The sequence below is a fragment of the Pseudomonas sp. TE3552 genome (assembly GCF_056278945.1).
In genome coordinates, this window is sequence record NZ_JBWBQJ010000001.1 from 2319880 (window position 1) to 2338059 (window position 18180).

The following is an 18180-nucleotide window of genomic DNA, read 5'->3' on the forward strand; positions in this document are numbered from 1 at the left end:
CTCCAGGCTGTGAGGCTGTTGAGGGCTATGGTGTCTGCATTTGCCGTTGAGTTCTAGTGAAATGCTTACAGGTCATTGGCTTATGCGATGAAGTGAAGGCTGGATGAGAGCGTTTCGAGGTTATTTTATATCGACCAATTCGATTGTATTGAGGCATTTTTTACGCTTTTTATCGATCAATTCTTGATGGATGATGCTCACCATCAACCACCGGTTCTCGTTTGTGGCTCAGGCGTTTTGCCCCATGACGAACCTTTTCAGGAGATGATCATGCTTGAACTCAGACCTTTCAACTCGCTGGGCGGCGCGCACCATGGCTGGTTGGATGCCCATCACCACTTTTCGTTCGCCGAGTACCACGACCCCAAACGCATGAACTGGGGCAACCTGCGGGTGTGGAACGATGATGTGATTGCCCCCGGCACCGGGTTCCCGCAACACCCGCACCGGGACATGGAAATCATCACCTACGTTCGCGAAGGCGCGATTACCCATCAGGACAACCTCGGTAACAAGGGCCGCACCGAAGCCGGTGATGTGCAAGTCATGAGCGCCGGCACCGGGATCGCCCACAGCGAATACAACCTGGAAGCGACCGAGACCCGAATCTTTCAGATCTGGATCATCCCCAACGAAGCCGGTTCGGCGCCGTCATGGGGCGCCAAACCGTTCCCCAAAGGCCAGCGTGAAGGTTTCGTGACCTTGGCCAGCGGCAAGACCGGTGACGACCAAAGCCTGCGGATTCGCGCCGATGCGCGTCTGGTGGCGGCGAACCTGAAGGCCGGTGAATCCGCGGAATATCACCTGGACAGTGGCCGCCGGGCATATCTGGTTCCAGCTACCGGTGTCATTGAAGTCAATGGCTTGCGTGCACAAGCTCGAGACGGTGTTGCGATTGTCGATGAGCAGGTGTTGCGCGTGACTGCGATTGAAGACAGTGAAATTGTTTTGGTGGATGTGGCTTGAAGCGGTAAATGCGGGGCAAAAAAAGGGGCGACCGTTGTGGTCGCCCCTTTTTTAATGTGTATGTCCATTGTGGCGAGGGGGCTTGCCCCCGTTCGAGTGCGTAGCACTCGCAAAATCTACGGTAATTTCGAAATTCTGGGGCCGCTTCGCAACCCAACGGGGGCAAGCCCCCTCGCCACTGGGCCCTCACTCACTTCGCAGAAATTGCGCCATCTACCAAGGTCTGCGCCTCGGCCACCAACTGCTTGAGGTGCTCATCACTGACGAAGCTTTCCGCGTAGATCTTGTAGATGTCTTCAGTGCCCGACGGCCGTGCCGCGAACCAGCCGTTCTCGGTCATGACTTTCAGACCGCCGATGGCCTGGTCGTTGCCTGGTGCGTGGCTGAGGATGCTCTGGATCGCTTCGCCCGCCAGTTGGGTCGAGGTGACCTGGTCCGGCGACAATTTGCTCAGCAGTGCTTTCTGCTCTGGGTTGGCCTTCGCATCGACCCGTACCGAGAACGGTTCGCCCAACTCATCGGTCAGTGCGCGATAAGCCTGGCTTGGATCGCGGCCCGTGCGCGCAGTCATTTCAGCGGCCAGCAGGGCCGGGATCAACCCGTCCTTGTCGGTACACCAGACACCACCGTCCTTGCGCAGGAACGACGCACCGGCGCTTTCTTCGCCGCCAAAACCGAGGGAGCCGTCGAACAGGCCGTCGGCAAACCATTTGAAGCCAACCGGCACTTCGTACAGACGGCGGCCCAGGCGTTTGGCGACGCGATCGATCAAGCCACTGCTGACCACGGTTTTACCCACAGCCGCATCGGCGCGCCACAGCGGACGGTTCTGGAACAGGTAGTCGATCGACACCGCAAGGTAGTTGTTCGGTGCCAGCAACCCACCGGACGGCGTCACGATGCCGTGGCGGTCGTGGTCCGGGTCGCAGGCAAAAGCCACGTCGAAACGTTCTTTCAGACCGATCAGGCCTTGCATGGCGTGGCTGGACGATGGGTCCATGCGGATCTGCCCGTCCCAGTCGACGGTCATGAAACGGAACGTCGCATCGACCTGTTTATTCACCACTTCCAGATCCAGGCGGTAATGCTCGGCAATCGCCGACCAGTAGCGCACCCCTGCTCCGCCCAGCGGATCGACACCCAGACGCAGCTTCGCAGCGCGGATGGCGTCGAAGTCGATCACGTTGATCAGGTCGGCGACGTAGGTGTTGAGATAATCGTGGCGATGGGTGGTGCTGGCCTTCAAGGCCTGCTCGTAGCTGATGCGTTTGACGCCGGCCAGCTTGGCTGCCAGCAACTCGTTGGCCTTGGCTTCGATCCACTTGGTGATGTGGGTGTCGGCCGGGCCGCCGTTGGTAGGGTTGTATTTGTAGCCACCGCTTTGCGGCGGGTTGTGGGACGGGGTGATGACAATACCGTCCGCCAGGCCTGAGGTGCGCCCACGGTTGTAGCAAAGAATCGCATGGGAAACGGCCGGCGTCGGGGTGTATTCGTCGCCTTCGGCGATCATCACCGTCACGCCATTCGCCGCCAGCACTTCCAGGGCGCTGGCACCGGCCGGTGTGGACAGCGCGTGGGTGTCAATCCCGACGAACAGCGGGCCGTCGATGCCCTGGGCTTCGCGGTACAGGCAGATCGCCTGGCTGATGGCCAGGACGTGCCATTCATTGAAACTCAGATCGAACGAGCTACCTCGGTGGCCGGACGTGCCGAAAGCCACGCGCTGGGTAGAAATGGCTGCATCGGGCTGGCCGGTGTAATAGGCCGTTACCAGTCGCGGGATGTCGACCAACAGTTCTGCCGGTGCCGGTTTGCCCGCAAAAGGACTGAGTGTCATGCAAAACCTCTGAGAAAGAGTGGTTCGGGAATAGGAACGCAGTTTACTGACAGTTTGACCATAGCGCGATGTTATCGATTGTCAGGTTCCGGGGAGGCTTGCGCCTCGGCTCAATCGATGGATTCCAGGCGCAAGGCATCCCCCAACAGACCCAATGCATCGGCGAGGTCGTGGTGACCACCGAAGGTGTGACTCAGACGCAAATGCTGCCCGTGCAGGCCTTGCAGGCTGAACAGCTCCCCCGGCGCAATCACCACATGCTGCTTGAGTAACCGCTCGAACACTCGATGCACATCGACCTGGCGCAACGAGCGGATCCAGATCGTCGCCCCGCCCTGGGGTTCAACGAAATGCAGCGCATCAGGCAGGCGCTCCTCAAGCAACTGGGTCATCTGCACCATGCGTTCCTTGAGCAGTCGACGCAACACCAGCAGGTGCTGGTCGATGCGCCCGTTGCTGTACAGCCGCGCAATGGCTTTCTGACGAATCAACGACAAACGGAAAGCGCGTAGTAGAAAATGCCGTTGCAGTTCGACGCGCAGCTGTCGCGAAAGCAGATAGCCATAGGGTGCCTCCGAGCCGATGATTTTCTCGAAAGTGGAAAACACGATCAGTCGATCCGGGTCCAGCAGATCGCGAAACCGCAGGCCGCTCGGTTCGAATTCAAGCTCGCCGTAACAATCGTTTTCCAACACCCAGCAGTCATGTCCCTCCAACAGTTGCGCGGTGGATTGCCTGTTGCTGTCAGGGGCCACACTGCCCCGGGGCATATTCAGTCCCGATGAAAGCATCACCAGTCGCACTTGCTCGGTTTCAAGCAGTTCCCTCAGCCGCTTAAGATCCAGACCGCCACTGGCTTGCAACGGCAGCTCGATCACCTGCACGTCCGCGTCCTGGAGCAAGCGCAGAATCACCCAGTCGCACGGCGATTCGACTACCACCACCGAGTCCTTGAGGCCAAGGACGCCAATCAGTATTTCCAGTACGCCACGCAAGTCTGCGCCGATATAGACATCATCGGCATGCCAGCAGCGTGTCGGCGACGTGGTGTAGCGCGCTGCGAGTGCTGTGCGCAGCTCCAGCTCGCCGCAGGGTTGCGAAGACGGTTGTGGCTGACGCGGATACTGGCGCAGCAGTTCTCTTTCCAGCAACAGCAACGGGCTGTCCAGGGGTTGCAACAACGCCGGCTCATCGGTGCTCAGCACCAGCATGCCGGGACGCCTGGCGTTGAGATAGACCGTTTCGAGCAGGTCCTTGCCGCTGCCGGGCATGCCGATGGAGGACACCGGGAGTGCGTAATAGCCGGACTTGGCGACGGAATAGACACGCCCTTCTTTTTCCAACAGCGAATAAGCGTACTGAATGGTCGAGATCGACACATTCAGACGCTCCGCCAACTGTCGCAATGAAGGCAGGCGCACTCGCACGTCACTGCCCGGTTCATTGATCAGGTTATTCAGGTAACGGTACACCGCCTGGTACGCAAAATCTGAATCTCGCGGACCTTTCATGGGGAACGGCCGAACACGCTACGAGCGCCGCGACGCATCCTTGATGAATCCGTCAAACCAGGCACTTTCACCGGCCTGTCGACCATTCGCCAGTCACGGCCGCTTCATTTTCAGGGTCCATGACTTCAGCTTGCACAGCCAAGTGCGCGCCCTCCATGCCAGGCCCCCTGCCCTCAACCCGAGTCACCGGCCCCATGCGGTAAAGCGTACCGATCAGGCTCACGGGCAACCCACTGACATCTTCCATCCACTGCAGAACCTGCTCGGGTACCGAGTTGCCCTGCATCGCCCGGTGCAAGTCCGGCAACGCCACAAGCATGCCCGGGTGGCACTGACGCAGAAATGGCTCGAGCGTTGCGCCATTCTCGACAAAGGGCGCGAAGAGCAGGCACACCAGTTGAGCCTCGCTCAAGCCGAGATTTTTTTGCGCCTCGGCCGCCGCCAGTGTGCGCTGTTCGGCCATCGTCATAGGGTTGCCGAAAGTCTGTACCGCCTGCTCGCAAAAACGCTCGGGAAGCTGTTTACGGCGCATCATCACCAATGCCCGCTGCAGGTATTCCCCTACGCCCGCCTCGTAGGTGCGAGCTTGTACAAAGCAGGCTTGCAGGCCGCGAAGGTGCGCGGATATCGACAGACTGACATAGTCGTTCTCACTGAGCTGAGCCGACAGCTCGTCAGGCTGGAACCCGAGGAAATCGGTCAGCAGTGGCCAGCGCTCTTCCAGGTTGCCGACCAGCATGTCGTGAATATCGATGAAGGTGGTGCGACGACAGGCCTCGAAACTATCCGCAGGACGCCAGGCAGCCTGGGCAGACTCAGGATAAAACTCGCGGTAGCAGTCGCTACCCAGTTCATCGAGCCGCGCGAACAAGCCCTCGTAGCCCGTTGCAAGATGATCTGGAGCCTTAAGCCCGGCCTTGGCCGCTGCACGGTTCAAGCCGTCAAGAAACTGCTTCTGCCGACGGGGCGTATCGCTGCTGATCAACGCATCGACCCCCCTGTCCCAGCGAGCGATTTGCCCATAGAACTCGCCGGTGGCCAGGTACCCGTCATCCCACAGATCAAGTGGCCCGTCCCAGGCACGCCGGTGCCCTACCATCAGCAGGTTGAGCCGATTCGCTTCGCGACCGGCGTCGGAGATCGGCGCCAGATGGTTGAACGCCAGGACTTCACGATTATCGACCATCACCACTTCGACCCTGGGATCGTCATAGAGAAACAACGCACTGCAACTGCGATGGATGTTTTCCAGGGCTGTCGACGACTCGCCGTTCAAGCGTAAAGTGGCTACTCGCAGCTGAAATGTCGCCGGCGCCCGGCCGGCGATACTCAGTTGCGCGGCCCGCAGCAGCGCCAGGGTGTAACAGCTGTCGCGGGATCCGGACTGGATCGCCAATACCTTGTAGTCGCCGATACGCTCCATACCTCCAGCGGACACCACCAGGCGCTGAATCATCAATTGCAATGCCGTGCGCTCGGCGCGAGAGAAAAAACTCAGCAAGCGCTGCAGTACTTGTTGATAAACATAATTCATTGCCTGTTCATGGGTATGGGTCATCATTGTTTACCTGTTACTTAAAAGTCCGATGCCACGCAAACAATTGGATGTATTGCGCGACGGGTTGCCTGTCATGAATGGAGTGCCGGGCTTGTTATCGAATGCTAGCACTTAAGCTTTGTGTAATTATTTGAAACGGTTGCACATCGTGGATATCCCCGGCAGGGTAAAATTTCCGCAAGGCCAGGCAGGACGGGCGTCTTGGGCTTGCGTGAGATTTCCTAGGAAATTTCCGACAGCGTCCCACAGACATTTAACACAAGAAATAAAGAAATAAGTCGCCCACAAATGTATGACAGCCGAGCGATACCAAATTATTTGTTGAGCATGTATTGCCGATGCGCACTCAGAAGTTTCAAGCGAATACCCAGCCATGACTCTTTCCTTGAGATGAAATAATCATTCAATTATCAGGGCTTATATGATGATTAGAAGATACAGATTGAGAGCAAAAACCAGTTCAGTTACTGAACCGGCCCATCGATGAGGCAACGGGACGTCTCATTGGGGAGGTATTGCCAGCACAAAAGTCCGTGTGGCCACGGACTCTTGCGCAAGATTTACGCAGGCTCGACCTGAAGGGCGACCCGTTCGCGGCATGGGCATTCGTCCATGTAGCGGTGAGCTTCGACAAACTCGGAAAACGGGAAGACCTTGGTCTTGAGCGGCAGCAGCACGCGGTCCGCGGTCAACTGGTTGATGTCGCGCAGGGCACGCTGCAATGCGGCCTGGTCCTGGAGGATGCCCAGCTCCGGCTTGCCGGTGAAGTTGCCGATGCAGTGCACGAAGAATTGAATGTTCTTCTGGAACGCCGCACAAGCCGGAAATGGTGTCTGGTTACCGCCTTGCAGACCATAAAGCACCAGGCTGCCACGAGGTGCGAGCACATCGCCGAGCAATGACATCTGCGGACCGCCGAGGCCATCGAACACCACATCGACGCCGCGGTTATCGGTAATTTTGTTGATCCGCATCAGCAGATCTTCTTCTTCGGTAACGATGACTTTCTCGGCGCCCAGGGACAGCAGGTATTCACGCTCATCCGCGGTTTTGGTCGCAGCGATCACTCGCACACCGAGGGCTTTGCCCAGTTGCACGAACGACGGCCCGGCGCAGTGGCTGGCGTCGGTCACCAGGGCGAATTGGCCGGGTTTGACGCGCGCCAGTTCGGCGTAGGCAAAATAGGCAACCAGCAGCGGCGTGTAATGAACACTGGCCTCGATCGGACTGAGTACGTCCGGGTAGCGGGTCAGTGCTGTGCGTGGCAGCACGATCTGTTCGCCATAAACCGGGTAGTCGTTGGGGCTTTCAGCCGGGAAGCTGGCGACCTTGTCACCGACGGCCAGGTCATCGACACCCTCACCGAGCGCCGTGACCACGCCGGCCATTTCATGGCCAAGGCCTGAAGGCAGGCGAGCATGGGACGAGGCCAGGTTCTGGCGCCAGAGAATGTCGTACCAGCTGATGCCTATCGCTTCGACGCGCACCTGCACTTCGCCCGGCGCAGGCAGAGCGGCCGCATGCTCTTCGCATTTGAGCACCTCGGCTGGCCCAAACTTGTGAAAACGGATCGTGCGGGACATCGCAAACCTCGTCAAAGTAACCTCTAATGCCCTGAACTCTATCTGGGCTTTTTACCCAAGACCATCAGTGGCTATTAATAGTCGACATGCCTGTCATTGATTCCGCAGCGACGGCGGCATCATCTAATGCCGTAGAAAACCGAAGCAGCCTTTCAGAAAAAACTGAATTACCCTGTGCAGAGTACCAGTCTTTCCCCGTAAGATTCATGCCGGCCATTGTTCCCATATGGCCGCTCACGTCAAGCTTGCTGACTCTGCCAGGACTCCAGATGAATCGTAATGACCTGCGTCGTGTCGACCTGAACCTGTTGATCGTTTTCGAAACATTGATGCACGAACGCAGTGTGACCCGCGCTGCGGAGAAACTGTTCCTCGGCCAGCCTGCCATTAGCGCGGCGCTCTCGCGTCTGCGCGGGCTATTCGATGACCCGCTGTTCGTGCGCACCGGCCGCAGCATGGAGCCTTCCGCCCGTGCCGTGGAGATTTTCGCCCTGCTCTCGCCTGCCCTGGATTCGATTTCCACCGCGGTCAGCCGCGCGGCGGAATTCGATCCGGCGACCAGCAATGCGGTATTCCGCATCGGCCTGTCGGACGATGTCGAATTCTCGTTGCTGCCGATGCTGCTCAAACGGCTGCGCGCCGAGGCACCGGGCATCGTGCTGGTGGTGCGGCGAGCCAACTACATCCTGATGCCGAGCCTGCTGGCTTCGGGCGAGATTTCCATCGGCGTCAGCTACACCGCCGACCTGCCGGCCAACGCCAAGCGCAAAGTGCTGCGCCGCAGCATGCCGAAGCTGTTGCGGGCCGACACCGTGCCGGGGCCGTTGAGCCTGGATGATTTCTGCGCCCGCCCCCACGCCCTGGTTTCGTTCGCAGGCGACCTGAGTGGTTTTATAGATGAAGAGCTGGAAAAACTCGGGCGCAAACGGCATGTGGTGCTGGCGGTGCCGCAGTTCAATGGGCTCAGTACGCTGATCAGCGGAACCGATATCGTCGCCACCGTCCCCGACTACACCGCCGAAGCGTTGACCGCCGCCGGTGGTGTTCGGGCGGAAGATCCGCCGTTGCCGGTGCGCAGCTTTGAATTACACATGGCCTGGCGCGGGTCGCAGGATAATGATCCGGGTGAGCGCTGGTTGCGGTCGCGGATTCAGATGTTTTTCGGGGACCCCGATAGTCTGTAACAGAATTCCACTAAATCCCAAAAAACCTTTTATTAACATGTGGTTATAGTGAAATTCAGTCCAAGTCCGCCCGTCCAATTCCACTGGATTCCAGAGCTCATGGGGGCATAACTGGGGGCAAATTTCGATTTTTAAAAAAACGATGCCCCCACCGATGCCCCCAGATAATGCCCCTGTTTTCAGACGAAAACTCAGTGATGCCTTCATCCGCTCGCTGACCGAACCCGGCAAGCACGCCGACGGCGATGTCCCAGCTTGGAGGTAAGGGCGTCGAGCAAGGCAGGAAAGCCCCCTTCCAAGTTCTGGCGCTTGAAGTATCGGCTGCATGGCAAGGAGAACCGCTTCTCGATCGGTGCCTACCCCGACATCGGTCTGAAGGAGGCACGCGACATTGCCCGCGGCGCACGCCGCGACGTGGCCAACCACATTGCTCCGCTCAAAGCCAAGACCGCGAAGATCGAGGCACAGCTGCTCAACGAAGAGCGCACCTTCGAGTATGTGGCCAAGCAGTGGCTAACATTTAAGTCTGCCGAACTGGTCACCAAGTCCATCTCAGGGTTTAGTGGTGCGCTGAGTAACCACATCTTGCCTGCCATCGGCAATAAACCGGTCAGCGAGATCAAACTGGAACACATCACCACAATCATCACGGAACTGCGCCGCCAGCGCATCATGGCTATGGCTCGGCGCGTACGCACCATCATACGTTCCATCCTGGGTTTGCTGAAACACATCCTCGCCGAAGTCACTCCTGCTCAGCTCGCTCAAACTAAGTCGTTCGCGATATATGCGCCTGCGGCCGTTACCAGCGTACGGAGTCGCAGTATGACCGCCAGGCGATCTGACCTGCTTCGTCAAGGAGCTGTCCGGTTAAATGTTGACCGCTGCATTTCTCGATAATAAGAAAATCACAGCCCCGACCGCCTCGGCAACCTAGCTTTTATATCCCGGCGGAACCGAGAAAATCTCAGCTTCAGGCGAAGCTAGGTCGGCGACACCATTTGTGTTGAGTGCCTGCGCGGCAGCCACCGTATTTAGCGACTCGCGAAGCAGCTTGATTTTGCCGTTCTCGGCGACAAGTCGTCCCGCGAACAGATGATGGATCAGACGCCCAGTGGCCGCCGCGCGCGCATCTGTCAAATACTCGGCGTACACCTGATTTCCCGTATCGATCAGTACAGTGATGTTTTCGGGTTTGAAGCCGAAGCCAGGGTAAAGGGTGCCGCCGACAAAATCGTAAAATTTTGCGATGGCTTCCCGCCCCTGATGACGGCTTGGGATACCAAGCGAATGCAGGAATGGAAGTTCCAGCACTCCGTCTTCAGCGAACAGCTTGGCACATTTCTTACCATCAGGAGCTGCGGCAAGTAAATCCAACAGTAGGGTCTTTGCATCTGTCATAGCAAACTTACTCGATAAATTAGTGAGCGCGCGTAGGACGGCGCTATTGAATCAGTTCGGAAAACTATCACCGAACATGGGTAGTCCGCTCTTGGATCCGTCGCGCGTGGCTTCGTCCTGGATTACGTCCCAATGCTCAGCGAGCTGGCCGTTTTCGATCCGCACTATGTCGACCACAATCCAGTTTACTGGCGCGCCGAATCCTGAAAAACGGCCATGAAGCACTACATAATCGCCCGACGCCACAGCCAGTGCATTTTCGTAGCGAAACTCAGCGGGCGCTGCCTTAACCAGTTCAAAAAGGCCCTCACGACCTGGTGCGATGTAGGCACTGTGCTGGATGTAGTCGGGCGACCAGAAGCGTTCTGCTGCGGTATAGTCGCGCTTGTTGAACAGCGTCTCAAACGCTTCCAATACGAAATGCTTATTCTGCTCTTCGTGGTTCATTGCCTGCCCTTCTCTATGATTTCAATGGATGTAAAATATAAACAATCAAATAGTTTTTGCATTCTTGAGCCGAGCGCTCAGTGCGGCCCGACTGATGTAGCGGGTTTGTAACTTCCCACATTGCTGGTTGACCTCGTTTGAGATTTCTAGGCTAAGGCAACATGCGCAGTCCTTAAATAGATATAATCAGAAAACTATTTTGTCGAAAAGACAATGATGGAAAGGGTCGTACTGATGGACAAATTGCGCGCACTCAAATACTTCATCAAGGTTGCTGATACCTTAAGCTTCACCGAGGCGGGCAGAGCTTTCGATGTGCCAGCCTCCTCAATATCCCGGCGAATCGCGGAGCTTGAAAATTCTGTCGGGGCGGTGCTCCTCCATCGCACGACTCGAAGCGTCAGCCTCACCGAAGTGGGAGAAACGTATCTGGCACAGGTTCGTTCAGGGATGGCACAGCTGGCTGCCGCCGAAGAGCTTTTGAAAGATCAAGCAAGCCGGCCCAGCGGTACGCTACGCATCAGTTGTACGCCAAGCTACGGGCGGATGAAGCTGCTGCCTGTGCTTCAGGATTTCAGCGACATTTATCCAGACGTCCTCCTTGACGTGGATTTAAGTGACGAACTACAGGATCTCGGTGGCGATAAATACGACATTGCTCTCCGAGCCGGTTCTGAACCAGAGAATCGGGTGGTAGCGCGTCGACTCGACCCGAATATCTTCATCCTCGCTGCCTCTACAACCTACTTGGCAACTCGTGGCACGCCAAGGACGGTAGAAGACTTAAAAGGCCACTCGGCACTCATGTATCGTGGCTCAAAGAGTGTCCTCAAATGGCTTGGTTTTGATGGCAAGAACTGGATAACCCCTCGGATTGTTCCAACATTCATTAGCAATGACGTAGCCTCTTTGACTGCCATGGCATGCAAGCACCGTGGGATGGTGCTGCTGCCTGAGTGGAGCTTGCGCGAATACCTGCAGCGGGGGGAATTGGTCACTGTAGACCTTAGTCAGCCGATTGGGATCTCGCGGACCGAGGTCGGGATCTACATGCTTTACCTGCAATCCCGCTATCTGATCCCGAAAATCCGACTAGCAGTGGAGTTTATCTACCAGCGCTTGGCCCACCGAAACGATGATGGCAGCCTTAAGTGAGTGGCAGCTAAGGGGCGATTCTGTAGAAGAAGTAGCTCCCCTGTGTGGCCTGCGGCAAAATCTTCGTACCGGCCAGCAAGGAAGCACGCAACATGATGGGACAGTTATCGAGTGGGCAGGAGCGGCTGTTTTACTCGTTCAATCTCGAAAACCACATCCCAACCAATCACCTGCTGCGCAGCATTGATCAGTGTCTCGATCTGAGCGACCTGCGCCATTACCTCGCCGATTTCTATAGCCCGATTGGGCGCCCGTCGATAGATCCTGAACTGATGATCCGCATGCTGATCGTGGGCTATTGCTACGGCATCCGCTCCGAACGGCGGTTGCACGAAGAGGCCCATTTGAACCTGGCGTATCGCTGGTTCTGCCGGTTGAGCCTTGAAGATGAAGTCCCCAACGACTCGACCTTTTCCAAAAATCGACACGGTCGTTTTCGGGACAGTGATCTGTTTCGCTGGTTGTTCAATGAAGTGCTGCGTCGCTGCATGGACGCAGACCTGGTCAAAGGCGAAGGCTTTGCCGTGGACGCCAGCATCATCAAAAGCGAATGCGAGTCGGCAGCGCGGCGTACCGGGTGATGAACAGGTCAACTGGAGCGATCCGGCCCTGAGCACCCGCGCCGTGCGTGAGTACCTTGAAGCCCTTGATGAAGAGGCTTTGGCCGAAACGCTACCGAAGCGCCTGTCGTTGACGGATCCTCAGGCCCGCTGGACCGCTGCCCCAGGCGGCCCAGCGTTCTACGCTTACTCCACGAATTATCTGATCGATATCGAGCACGGCGTGATCATGGATGGCCAAGCGTGCTGTGCCTGTAAAACCCTGGCGGGAGCGAGGTACATGGATAGATCGCTGGTCATATGAAATCCATTCAGAGGGTTGTGATTGACGCTGATCACAGCAGGAAGCGGTTGGCCGGCGTCTTCAAGCCCAAGCGTTCCCTTAGTGTCCCGGGTTCATATTCCTGGCGGAACACCCCTCTGGCTTGCAGCAGAGGCACCACGCCACGGGTGAATGTTTCGAAGTCAGTGGGCAAAAACGGAAACATGAGGTTGTAGCCATCGACGGCATTCGACTCGTATAACGCTGAAAGCTTGTCGGCAATATGCTCCGCTGTTCCGATCAGTAGCCAGGTGCTGGAACTCTTGACCAACCGGCGCCCTATTTCGCGGATGGACAAGGAGGTGTCGTACTTCTTGAGCAACGCCAGTTCGGTTCGAATGCCATCAAACTCAGACTCATCCGGCAACGCCGGCAATGGGCTGTCCGGCGATAGACCTGTCAAGTCCAGGCGGGTGTAGCTGGAGACGAGGTCAATCGCCACCGCATCGATAATGAGGCTGTCCTCCAGTTGCCGACGTCGCTCCTCTTCAGTCTCATCCCCGAGTACCACCGGAAGCACGCCGGTGATGATTTTCAGATCACTGGAATGCCTGCCCTTCAACTCGAGTCGGCGATTCAAATCGGACCTGTACGCCAACCCCTCTTCGACCGTATTGATAAAACAGAAGTGCACGTCCGCATGCGCAGCGGCCAGGTTTTTGCCGGCGTCAGAAGACCCCGCCTGGGCAAGGACCGGATGGCCCTGAGGTGGACGCGGCACGTTAAGCGGCCCACGCACGTTGAAATGTGCGCCTTTGTGATTGATCGGGTGAATTTTCGATGGATCGGCAAAGTCGCCGGTGCTCTTGTCAAATTCAAGCGCACCCTCCTCCCAGGAGTCCCAAAGCTGCTTGACGACATGGATGAATTCCTCGGCCCGCAGATAACGATCCCCGTGTTTCGTCACGCCTGACAATCCGAAATTCGAAGCCTCCTCTTCCAGCCAGGAAGTCACGATATTCCAGCTGGCTCGCCCTGCGCTGAGATAATCCAGCGAAGCAAAATATCGCGCGAGGTTGAAGGGTTCGTTATAGGAAGTCGAAGCGGTGCCCATCAGCCCGATGTGTTCGGTAACCGCAGCCAGTGCGGACAACAGCGTAATCGGTTCAAGACGGGCGTTGGCATAGTGCCTCAACCCGCTGGCCACGGAATCCCAGACCGCGACGTGATCCGCGACAAAAACCGCATCAAACTTCGCCGCCTCGGCCGCCTGCACCAGTTTTACGTAGTACTTGAGCGTGAATATTTCCTGGGTCGGTGACAGCGGGTGGCGCCAGGAAAAACGATGATCTCCTTGGGGGTTAAAAAAGAACAAATTCAAAATCATACTTTTATTGGACATAACGCCTCCGCGACCTTACCAACGTCGCATTCATTTTCACTGGGCCGTCTTGACGGTATGTTCGGCGACCCACTGCGCCGCGACTTTTGCGGGATCCTTGTGATCGATATCAACAAGGCGATTGAGTTGCTTGAGGTCGTCATCGGTCAGTTTTGCAGAGACCTCGTTGAGCACCTGGGTGACTTCCGGGGTTAGCAACGCCTTGCGCCCCAGTGGTGTGATGTTTTGCAGGGGCTGTTGGTGCTTGTCGTCCTCGAGGACAACCCAAGGCTCTTTCGCCAGGATGCCCTGCGTGGAGACCACCGTGGCCACGTCGATAGCGCCGGAGTTCAACGCCAGCCGCGACAAGGGCCCGCCCATGTCCAGCGACTTGATGCTCTTGAAGTTGATGCCGTAGACCGCCTTCAACCCGGGCAGGCCTAACGCAGCTGTGGCGACTTCGGGAGGTCCGCCCAGGGTGAAATCTCCCGAGACGGGCGCTAGGTCGGACAAGGTGTGCAGGTTGTACTTTTCTGCGGTCTTTTTGGTGACGGCCCAAGCGGTAATGGAGCCTGCGGACGAAGGCTCAAGCAGCTGGAGGTCCGCCGGCAACTTCTGTTGCAAAGCGCTGAGGATCTCCTTTTGGGTGGTCAGGGCGGTCTTGTCGTCATAGAAACTCAACAGTGATCCTATGTATTCGGGTACGACGTCTATATCCCCGTTTTCCAGCGCCTGGGCGATGATCTGGCGGTTCCCCAGATTGAGTCGGGTCTTGACGTCTATCCCTTCATTTTTCAAGGCTGACGCATAGATGTTGGCGAGAATCGTCTGCTCGGAAAAATTGGCCCCTCCAATGGTGATGGACCGAGCATTGGCAAACGTGCTGCCAACCAGCAAGCCTAGCCCCAGCAACAATGAAACCGAGTGCACTGAGCGAGCCTTCGAACGTTGTTTGTTTTTCATTTGGGTCTGCACCTCTGCAAAGTTAATACGCACTTTCAAATGCCCCTGGTCATGTAGCGCTTAGTTCAACATTCCTCGCCCGCCATTTTCTAACCATGAGTGTTTCTATCATTGAACAAACCCACTCGCTGACAATCGCAAGTGCCGACACCATCAGTGCGCCGCCAATAATTTGCGGCGTATCATTTCGGCCCAGTCCATCAATAAGAAACCTGCCTAGCCCGCCGAACCCTGCATACGCAGCGATGGTGGCTGTTGCGATAAGTTGCACCAGGGCTGATCGGAATCCAGAAAAGATCAGCGGAAAAGCCAGCGGCAACTCGAGCTGAATAAACATCTGCCATCTGCACATACCCATCGATCTGGCAGCCTGCTTCAGAGACGAATCCACCTGATCGATTCCAACATAGGTATTGGTTAATATCGGCGGGATGCTCATGGTCACCAATGCGATAATCACCGTGCTGGCTTCATAGCCAATGAGCATGATTGCAAGTATCACAATACCCAGAGAAGGTAATGCTCGCCCAATATTGAACAGCCCTATCGCCACCTGCGCGCCTTTGCGGTAGTTAGCCAGGAGTACGCCGAACGGCAACGCTATTGCACAAGCAATAACCAGGCTCAAAGACACATAATAAATATGCTCTGCCAGCCGAGTCAGTATCCCGTTTTCACCCAACCAATTATCAGGAAGAGAAAACCAAAGGTAGACACCCGCGATCATGTTCATCAGCGCACCCAAGGGACCAGCCATTTATTAATTGAATAAAACAGAAAATCAAAACATAACGCCAACATCACCGTCAGGACCAAGCTGACCGCCACAGGCGTAGTGAAACTTTGAGCCAGCCCGGTAATGAACAGCTGGCCTAATCCGCCTTGGCCAATCAAGGCAGTAACAGTCACCAGCCCCACCAAAGTAACCGAGGTTGTTCGTAAGCCCGCCAATAACGCAGGCAGCGCCAGTGGAAGTTCAACCCCGAGGAATCTCTGCATGCGCGTATACCCGAGCGCACGGGCTTCCTCCAATATGTCCGCAGGGTTACTCGCAAGCCCCGCCAAGGTGTTCTGTAACACGATAAGCAAGGAATACAGGCTCAAACCAATGACCGCCGTGGTCTTGGATAACCCGGTAAAAGGCATTATCAAAATAAACAGTGCCAGGGACGGAATGGTAAAGAGTATGCCGCAGACATAAATCATCGGCCGCGCCAATCCTGGCTGCCACAACGTCAAGAGCACCATTGCACCCGCTAGCAGCGTCCCTATACACAGGCCCAAGGTCACCAGTTGAATATGATCAACTAACAGCTGGCCGATCTGCTGCCAGTTTTCAACGATCCACGACCAGTCAATCATTGCGTACTTCCGAAGCGGCGCTCATTGAGTGCGCTGTGAAGGCTGGCAATCGAGAGGCAACCTTCGTAACCGCCCGTCTCGTCCACACGAACAACCACACCGATCGGCGCCGTTAGAATTTTAACCAGTGCGTGATGCAACGAGTCGTTACTCGACACCGTTGTCAGCTCGGGAACAGGCACGTCCGAATCACTGACCCACTTCAACGGGTTGGACTTGTCATCCAGCAGAAGTTTGAATTCACAACTGACCTCATCCGCTGGAAGATCAGAAACCTTCATCAGTGAAAGTCTTTTTAACAGCGGATCTTTGCCGATAAAGTTCTTCACAAACTCGCTGGCAGGATGGGCAAGGATGTTGTGAGGTGTATCGAACTGAACAAGTTTTCCTTCGCCCTCGAAGATGGCAATCCGATCACCAATCTTGATGGCCTCCTCCATATCATGGGTCACCAAGATAATGGTTTTATGCAAACGTCTCTGAAGTGCAACCAGTTCATCCTGCAGTCGCTCGCGTATCACCGGATCAAGGGCCGCAAAGGGTTCGTCCATCAATACAACCGGTGGGTCCGAGGCCAGTGCCCTCGCCAGAGCGACACGACTCTTTTGGCCGCCCGACAGCTGATTAGGGTATCGATCGAGAAATTCCGGCTGAAGTCCAACCAGGGAAATAAGCTCGCTCACGCGCTGGCGGATTTTGTGCTTGCTCCAGCCCAAGAGCCGCGGCACGGCGCCAATATTCTCTGCAACCGTCTGGTGAGGAAATAGGGCCGAGCTCTGCATCATGAAGCCAATGCCCCGGCGTAGCGTAACGACGTCAAGCTCATCAGTCGCTACTCCATTGACACAGATGCGACCACTGTCCTGGGTATCCAGCCTATTGATCATTCGCAAAATAGTCGTTTTGCCACACCCGCTTGGCCCGACAAATACGCAGATCTCCCCCTCCCGGACATGAAGCGTTAAATCGCTCACGGCCATTCGCGTGCTGCCCTTATGAGTTTTCTTGATAGTTTCAAAACGTATCATTTTCCGACGCCCAGATTGGCTTTAGTGTTTTTATTGCCTGGCAGGATGGCGGGGACAATCCACGGGATTGACCATATGCCGATGCAATAATTGGAAGTAGCCGTGAATGACATAGCCGTTGTTTCGAGCGATCCATTGTTCACGCCTGGCTCTATACACCTGGGGCAAATAAAACCAGGGCAAACCGGGAAGATCGTGATGAACCAAGTGAAGATTGAGGTTCAAAAAGAGCCAACTCAAAAGTCCTGACGACTCATTGATAACCGTGCGGTGTTCCGGCAGCATTGACGGCCGATGTTCGTAAAACGACCGGATCATCGAAATGGACAAGGCCGGCAATGAAACTAAAAATATGTACTGCATGGCACTGATGGCGCTGTATTGTTCAACCAAGGTCAGCACCACGGCAACACTTAGCATATGAACTGCCCACACCCGCCTAGCGCTTCGCCCCGCGAGAAATAACCCTCTGATCTCGCTACCCAGAAGGGATATCACTGCCAATGGCGCTCCCATAAGCAAGCGACCACCCAAGGTCTTATTTATCCACAGCAACGCTCTCATATAGCGAGGTGACTGCAACCAAAAGGCACTTGTGACATAGCGACTTTCTGGATCTTGCCCGGGCACAGTCAGCAGCGCGTCGTTGTGATGCGCCAAATGTGTGTCTCTATAAATATCGTAGGGGTACCACACGGCGAACGGCAGAAATCCCAAGGCTTTGTTTATGGCGGGCCAACGCGTTGGGTGACCGTGGATCAGCTCATGCTGAATCGATAGCCAGAGCACAACCAATGGAATAAACAGAACAATGGTGAATACTTCGCCAAATGCCTGCCCATAAAAAACAACGACAGCCCAGGCCAGATAGAAGCCAACAAGCAAAAGCCAGGTGGGCCATTCGGTTTGACTGGTAAATGTAGTGCTCAGCTTAACAATTTCAGCTCGATGAGCTTCATCCAAATAGTTTGGCATTATTGTA

15 protein-coding genes and 2 pseudogenes are annotated in these 18180 nt (G+C 56.1%); 5 read left to right on the forward strand and 12 right to left on the reverse strand.

All coding sequences use genetic code 11. From position 1 onward, the window contains the following. Positions 1–270: 270 nt before the first annotated feature. Positions 271–966 (forward strand): pirin family protein, encoded by a 696-nt coding sequence (locus tag ACZ9BB_RS10270; protein ID WP_476213669.1) that lies wholly within the window; start codon positions 271–273, stop codon positions 964–966. 190 nt (positions 967–1156) lie between these two features. Here the strand turns inward: ACZ9BB_RS10270 and pgm are convergent, their stop codons facing one another. The 4 genes from pgm to ACZ9BB_RS10290 all read right to left on the reverse strand — a co-directional run bounded on the left by pgm (position 1157) and on the right by ACZ9BB_RS10290 (position 7455). After that, positions 1157–2803, reverse strand: coding sequence for a phosphoglucomutase (alpha-D-glucose-1,6-bisphosphate-dependent) (pgm, locus tag ACZ9BB_RS10275; RefSeq protein ID WP_476213670.1), 1647 nt, complete (start codon positions 2801–2803; stop codon positions 1157–1159). Between the two features lie 110 nt (positions 2804–2913). Further along, a complete protein-coding gene (locus tag ACZ9BB_RS10280) occupies positions 2914–4314 on the reverse strand; it encodes an aminotransferase-like domain-containing protein (protein ID WP_476213671.1) in 1401 nt (466 codons plus the stop codon). 67 nt (positions 4315–4381) lie between these two features. Further along, positions 4382–5872: a hypothetical protein gene (locus ACZ9BB_RS10285; protein ID WP_476213672.1), complete on the reverse strand. Its 1491-nt coding sequence runs from the start codon at positions 5870–5872 to the stop codon at positions 4382–4384. Positions 5873–6432: 560 nt separating this feature from the next. After that, positions 6433–7455, reverse strand: coding sequence for a zinc-dependent alcohol dehydrogenase family protein (locus tag ACZ9BB_RS10290; RefSeq protein ID WP_476213673.1), 1023 nt, complete (start codon positions 7453–7455; stop codon positions 6433–6435). Positions 7456–7724: 269 nt separating this feature from the next. On the opposite strand from ACZ9BB_RS10290, the gene ACZ9BB_RS10295 reads away from it, so the two are divergent. After that, complete coding sequence (locus tag ACZ9BB_RS10295) at positions 7725–8639, forward strand: LysR family transcriptional regulator (RefSeq protein WP_476213674.1); 915 nt, start codon at positions 7725–7727, stop codon at positions 8637–8639. Positions 8640–8793: 154 nt separating this feature from the next. Beyond that, positions 8794–9359 (forward strand): annotated as a pseudogene (locus tag ACZ9BB_RS10300) (tyrosine-type recombinase/integrase); the annotation flags it as partial. A 213-nt stretch (positions 9360–9572) separates the two neighbouring features. On the opposite strand, the gene ACZ9BB_RS10305 reads toward ACZ9BB_RS10300, so the two are convergent. Then, complete coding sequence (locus ACZ9BB_RS10305) at positions 9573–10016, reverse strand: nuclear transport factor 2 family protein (protein ID WP_476213675.1); 444 nt, start codon at positions 10014–10016, stop codon at positions 9573–9575. Between the two features lie 75 nt (positions 10017–10091). Further along, positions 10092–10487: a nuclear transport factor 2 family protein gene (locus tag ACZ9BB_RS10310; RefSeq protein ID WP_218536110.1), complete on the reverse strand. Its 396-nt coding sequence runs from the start codon at positions 10485–10487 to the stop codon at positions 10092–10094. A 234-nt stretch (positions 10488–10721) separates the two neighbouring features. On the opposite strand from ACZ9BB_RS10310, the gene ACZ9BB_RS10315 reads away from it, so the two are divergent. Both ACZ9BB_RS10315 and ACZ9BB_RS10320 read left to right on the forward strand, forming a co-directional pair. Then, positions 10722–11642: a LysR family transcriptional regulator gene (locus ACZ9BB_RS10315; protein ID WP_476213676.1), complete on the forward strand. Its 921-nt coding sequence runs from the start codon at positions 10722–10724 to the stop codon at positions 11640–11642. Between the two features lie 92 nt (positions 11643–11734). Further along, positions 11735–12464: pseudogene (locus tag ACZ9BB_RS10320) on the forward strand (transposase); the annotation flags it as partial. 73 nt (positions 12465–12537) lie between these two features. On the opposite strand, the gene ACZ9BB_RS10325 reads toward ACZ9BB_RS10320, so the two are convergent. The 6 genes from ACZ9BB_RS10325 to ACZ9BB_RS10350 form a co-directional block, all read right to left on the reverse strand. Continuing rightward, a complete protein-coding gene (locus ACZ9BB_RS10325; RefSeq protein ID WP_476213677.1) occupies positions 12538–13866 on the reverse strand; it encodes an LLM class flavin-dependent oxidoreductase in 1329 nt (442 codons plus the stop codon). 36 nt (positions 13867–13902) lie between these two features. Continuing rightward, positions 13903–14742 (reverse strand): ABC transporter substrate-binding protein, encoded by an 840-nt coding sequence (locus ACZ9BB_RS10330; protein WP_476213678.1) that lies wholly within the window; start codon positions 14740–14742, stop codon positions 13903–13905. A gap of 115 nt (positions 14743–14857) precedes the next feature. Further along, positions 14858–15541 carry an ABC transporter permease gene (locus ACZ9BB_RS10335; RefSeq protein WP_476213679.1) on the reverse strand — a complete coding sequence of 228 codons (684 nt, stop codon included), beginning with the start codon at positions 15539–15541 and terminating at the stop codon, positions 14858–14860. Continuing rightward, on the reverse strand, positions 15541–16170 hold the full coding sequence (locus ACZ9BB_RS10340; RefSeq protein WP_476213680.1) for an ABC transporter permease: 630 nt from the start codon (positions 16168–16170) through the stop codon (positions 15541–15543). Before ACZ9BB_RS10340 ends, ACZ9BB_RS10335 begins: the two co-directional genes overlap by 1 nt. Continuing rightward, complete coding sequence (locus tag ACZ9BB_RS10345; protein WP_476213681.1) at positions 16167–17198, reverse strand: ABC transporter ATP-binding protein; 1032 nt, start codon at positions 17196–17198, stop codon at positions 16167–16169. Before ACZ9BB_RS10345 ends, ACZ9BB_RS10340 begins: the two co-directional genes overlap by 4 nt. A 30-nt stretch (positions 17199–17228) precedes the next feature. Continuing rightward, positions 17229–18173, reverse strand: a complete 945-nt coding sequence (locus tag ACZ9BB_RS10350; RefSeq protein WP_476213682.1) for a fatty acid desaturase — start codon at positions 18171–18173, stop codon at positions 17229–17231. Positions 18174–18180: the final 7 nt, after the last annotated feature.

Excerpts from the sequence above, each read along its gene's own strand:
- ACZ9BB_RS10270 (WP_476213669.1), top strand. The coding sequence starts at position 271 with ATGCTTGAACTCAGACCTTTCAACTCGCTGGGCGGCGCGCACCATGGC.
- ACZ9BB_RS10350 (WP_476213682.1), bottom strand. The coding sequence starts at position 18,173 with ATGCCAAACTATTTGGATGAAGCTCATCGAGCTGAAATTGTTAAGCTG.
- ACZ9BB_RS10345 (WP_476213681.1), bottom strand. The coding sequence starts at position 17,198 with ATGATACGTTTTGAAACTATCAAGAAAACTCATAAGGGCAGCACGCGA.
- ACZ9BB_RS10335 (WP_476213679.1), bottom strand. The coding sequence starts at position 15,541 with ATGAACATGATCGCGGGTGTCTACCTTTGGTTTTCTCTTCCTGATAAT.
- ACZ9BB_RS10290 (WP_476213673.1), bottom strand. The coding sequence starts at position 7,455 with ATGTCCCGCACGATCCGTTTTCACAAGTTTGGGCCAGCCGAGGTGCTC.
- ACZ9BB_RS10280 (WP_476213671.1), bottom strand. The coding sequence starts at position 4,314 with ATGAAAGGTCCGCGAGATTCAGATTTTGCGTACCAGGCGGTGTACCGT.
- ACZ9BB_RS10315 (WP_476213676.1), top strand. The coding sequence starts at position 10,722 with ATGGACAAATTGCGCGCACTCAAATACTTCATCAAGGTTGCTGATACC.
- pgm (WP_476213670.1), bottom strand. The coding sequence starts at position 2,803 with ATGACACTCAGTCCTTTTGCGGGCAAACCGGCACCGGCAGAACTGTTG.
- ACZ9BB_RS10310 (WP_218536110.1), bottom strand. The coding sequence starts at position 10,487 with ATGAACCACGAAGAGCAGAATAAGCATTTCGTATTGGAAGCGTTTGAG.
- ACZ9BB_RS10285 (WP_476213672.1), bottom strand. The coding sequence starts at position 5,872 with ATGACCCATACCCATGAACAGGCAATGAATTATGTTTATCAACAAGTA.
- ACZ9BB_RS10340 (WP_476213680.1), bottom strand. The coding sequence starts at position 16,170 with ATGATTGACTGGTCGTGGATCGTTGAAAACTGGCAGCAGATCGGCCAG.
- ACZ9BB_RS10295 (WP_476213674.1), top strand. The coding sequence starts at position 7,725 with ATGAATCGTAATGACCTGCGTCGTGTCGACCTGAACCTGTTGATCGTT.
- ACZ9BB_RS10325 (WP_476213677.1), bottom strand. The coding sequence starts at position 13,866 with ATGTCCAATAAAAGTATGATTTTGAATTTGTTCTTTTTTAACCCCCAA.